This window comes from Synergistaceae bacterium, assembly GCA_012728235.1.
Lineage (GTDB): Bacteria > Synergistota > Synergistia > Synergistales > Synergistaceae > JAAYFL01.
This window is the reverse complement of the sequence record JAAYFL010000002.1, coordinates 1-2,528: the sequence shown is the minus strand read 5'-3', so window position 1 is coordinate 2,528 and position 2,528 is coordinate 1. Positions and strand designations below refer to the sequence as shown.

4 protein-coding genes are annotated in these 2,528 nt (G+C 36.0%); 1 reads left to right on the top strand and 3 read right to left on the bottom strand.

Annotated elements, in window-relative coordinates; genetic code table 11:
• On the top strand, positions 1-412 hold a 412-nt coding region (locus GXZ13_00130; GenBank protein NLX74255.1), incomplete at its 5' end, for a tRNA 2-thiocytidine(32) synthetase TtcA.
• 215 nt (positions 413-627) lie between these two features.
• Here the strand turns inward: GXZ13_00130 and GXZ13_00125 are convergent.
• The 3 genes from GXZ13_00125 to GXZ13_00115 form a co-directional block, all read right to left on the bottom strand.
• A complete protein-coding gene (locus GXZ13_00125) occupies positions 628-1,059 on the bottom strand; it encodes a nucleoside triphosphate pyrophosphohydrolase family protein (protein NLX74254.1) in 432 nt (143 codons plus the stop codon).
• Positions 1,060-1,231: 172 nt separating this feature from the next.
• Positions 1,232-1,852, bottom strand: a complete 621-nt coding sequence (locus GXZ13_00120) for a flavodoxin family protein (protein ID NLX74253.1) — start codon at positions 1,850-1,852, stop codon at positions 1,232-1,234.
• Positions 1,853-2,314: 462 nt separating this feature from the next.
• On the bottom strand, positions 2,315-2,528 hold a 214-nt coding region (locus tag GXZ13_00115), incomplete at its 5' end, for a transcriptional regulator (GenBank protein NLX74252.1).

The window sequence follows — 2,528 nt, the reverse complement described above, 5'->3', positions numbered from 1 at the left end:
CTTTCCTTGCGGACTATGCGCTAATCTTAGACGTGGTATTTTAGCAGATAAGGCTAACGAAATGGATTGCAATGTTGTAGTCCTCGGACACAATAAAGATGATGCAGCAGAGACGGTGCTACTTAATCTATTTTATTCGGGAAGGTTCAAATGTTTTCATCCCAATCTATACATGACCAGGACAAAGGTACGAGTAATACGACCTCTTATTCATGTTGAAGAGAATAGTATAGACAGTGAAGCAAAACGCCTTGCGCTTCCGATATATAAAACGTGCTGTCTCTACGAAGATAAATCGAAACGTAAATCAACAAAAGAGCTCATCGCACAACTTGAAAAACAAGCTCCAGATCTAAAAAGCAACATAATACACGCCTTAAAAAGCGTTAAAGACGATGAAATCTGGAAATAATATTCTTCGTATTGTCTATGTATCCCTTTGCTTGCAAAAGCTGAACAGTAATGCTGTCGCAATGCTGTCCAGTCAATTGTTTCAGCGTCTATAAGTAAGCAACTCCCACAAATCAATCCCTATGTTGAGTTTTTTAAAATAGAGAGTTGCTATATTTTCAAACTGTTTTAATTGTTCTTCAATTTACTATCAAACTTAGTCTATTGCTGTAAACTTTAGATAAGATCAACAAGATTCGGATTAAAAAAGTTCGGGCCCTTTAATACTTTGCCATCCTCGCGGTAAATAGGCTTGCCATCCTCACCAAGTTTACTCATATTACTAGCATATATGCGTTTCATTACCTCTTCTATATCTATGCCAAGAGCAAGAGCAGCCCCTACACTGACAACGATAGTATCTCCTATTCCATCTAGAATTTCCTTGTGGGCGTCTTTTCTTTCATCAAGCTTATTCTCTTCTGTTAATTTGACATAATCAGCCATCGCTTTGACAGTCTCATTAGCTTCTTCCTTGATAAGTCTGCTACGAAGCTCCATAAGGGCCTTCATCTCTTCAAAATCCATTCGTCCTAATTCTCCCTGTTTCTTTACAGGAAGTCCGTAAGTTTCATGAAAATCCTTAACCTGTATTACCCATTCGTTCATTAAGTATGCACTCCAGTTTAATAGTTCGTTTTTTCACATTTTGGTATATATAACAATAATTACACAAAACTTACCCACGTCAATGTGGCGGGTAAAGTTTGTTTGAATATAAACAATTAACGCTTTTTAGTTACGATTTCTCAATGCAAATATAACAGAAACCATATTTTAACTATCGAATAAAATTCGTCCTTATCTTCTCTTCATACGAAATAGGAATTGCGGTTTTTTCTCCTGCCAGATTCTTAAGTAACCACGCCATATTATCGCCTAAAGTTCGCATTATTTGCATACCCTCAAGGTCCCTCTTCGCTTCTTCAGGATTCGTACCATGTATATCATTCCAGTACTGAGAAGATACAATAGGCATATTGTTTATTGTGAAATATTTATTTAAACGATCAAAAGAAGAGATTGCACCAGCACGCCTACAACTTGCTATAGCAGCAGCTGGTTTATATTTATATCCGCTAGAACCTGCAAAGAACACTCTGTCTAGAAGAGCACATAAAACACCGTTTGGTCCTGCATAATATACAGGTGAGCCAATGACGATTCCATCTGCTGATGTGAATATATCGATCATATGATTACATGGGTCATCATCGTAAACACAACGTCCACCATTTTTACGACAAGTTCCGCAAGCAACACAGCCACGAACGGGATTTGTTCCTATCCAAAAAATTTCAGTTTCAATTCTATTCTTATGCAACGCACCAGCAACCTCAGAAAGCGCCGTAAATGTACAACCCTTTTCATGTGGACTACCATTTACCAATACAACTTTCATTTTTTAACCTCCTCTTTAAAATAATGTCTCTACTATATTTTAACATCGTTTAATAATTATTTAAAAGAAACCGCATTATAACTAACTAGTTATAATCTTTTTATTCTAATTTCTACATGCACATTGTGATTTTAATCAAGGCAAATTCATAATTAAAGGTATCATGTTTAACATTGTTTTATCACTTAAAGAAACCATGGCTCTTAGCGACAAATAATGTTTTACGGCAGGATAAATAATGTGAGTTTTCCCTGTGTTATATAGATTTATCCAATCAGAATTGATGATGTTTATTTTTATATTTGAAATTAACGTTTTTGAATGTGTATGAGAGAATGTTTTTTTGTTGTTTTAAAATTACTATTGGATTTAAATATTGTTTGTCATAAATAGCAATTTAATCTTTCAAAATACAAAACGTTACAGCCCGTCGTATGTTTCTCGACGGGCTGTAACGTTTTGCTATTTCTTTTTTTTCTTGGTTGCTTTTTTCACTGCAGGTTTTTTAGTCGCAGGTTTTGCCGGAGATGTTGTTGCAGGAATCTCTACTGTCTTCTCTCCTGCAGCAATTGCAGGTTTTGCAGCGGGGGTAGCTTTTACTGCAGGTTTGGACTTTGCTTTAGTCTTCGGGTTTGTTGCAGTTTTTGGCTTCGCTGCAGGAGTTTCTTTCTTTACT

Excerpts from the sequence above, each read along its gene's own strand:
- GXZ13_00125 (NLX74254.1), bottom strand. The coding sequence starts at position 1,059 with ATGAACGAATGGGTAATACAGGTTAAGGATTTTCATGAAACTTACGGA.
- GXZ13_00120 (NLX74253.1), bottom strand. The coding sequence starts at position 1,852 with ATGAAAGTTGTATTGGTAAATGGTAGTCCACATGAAAAGGGTTGTACA.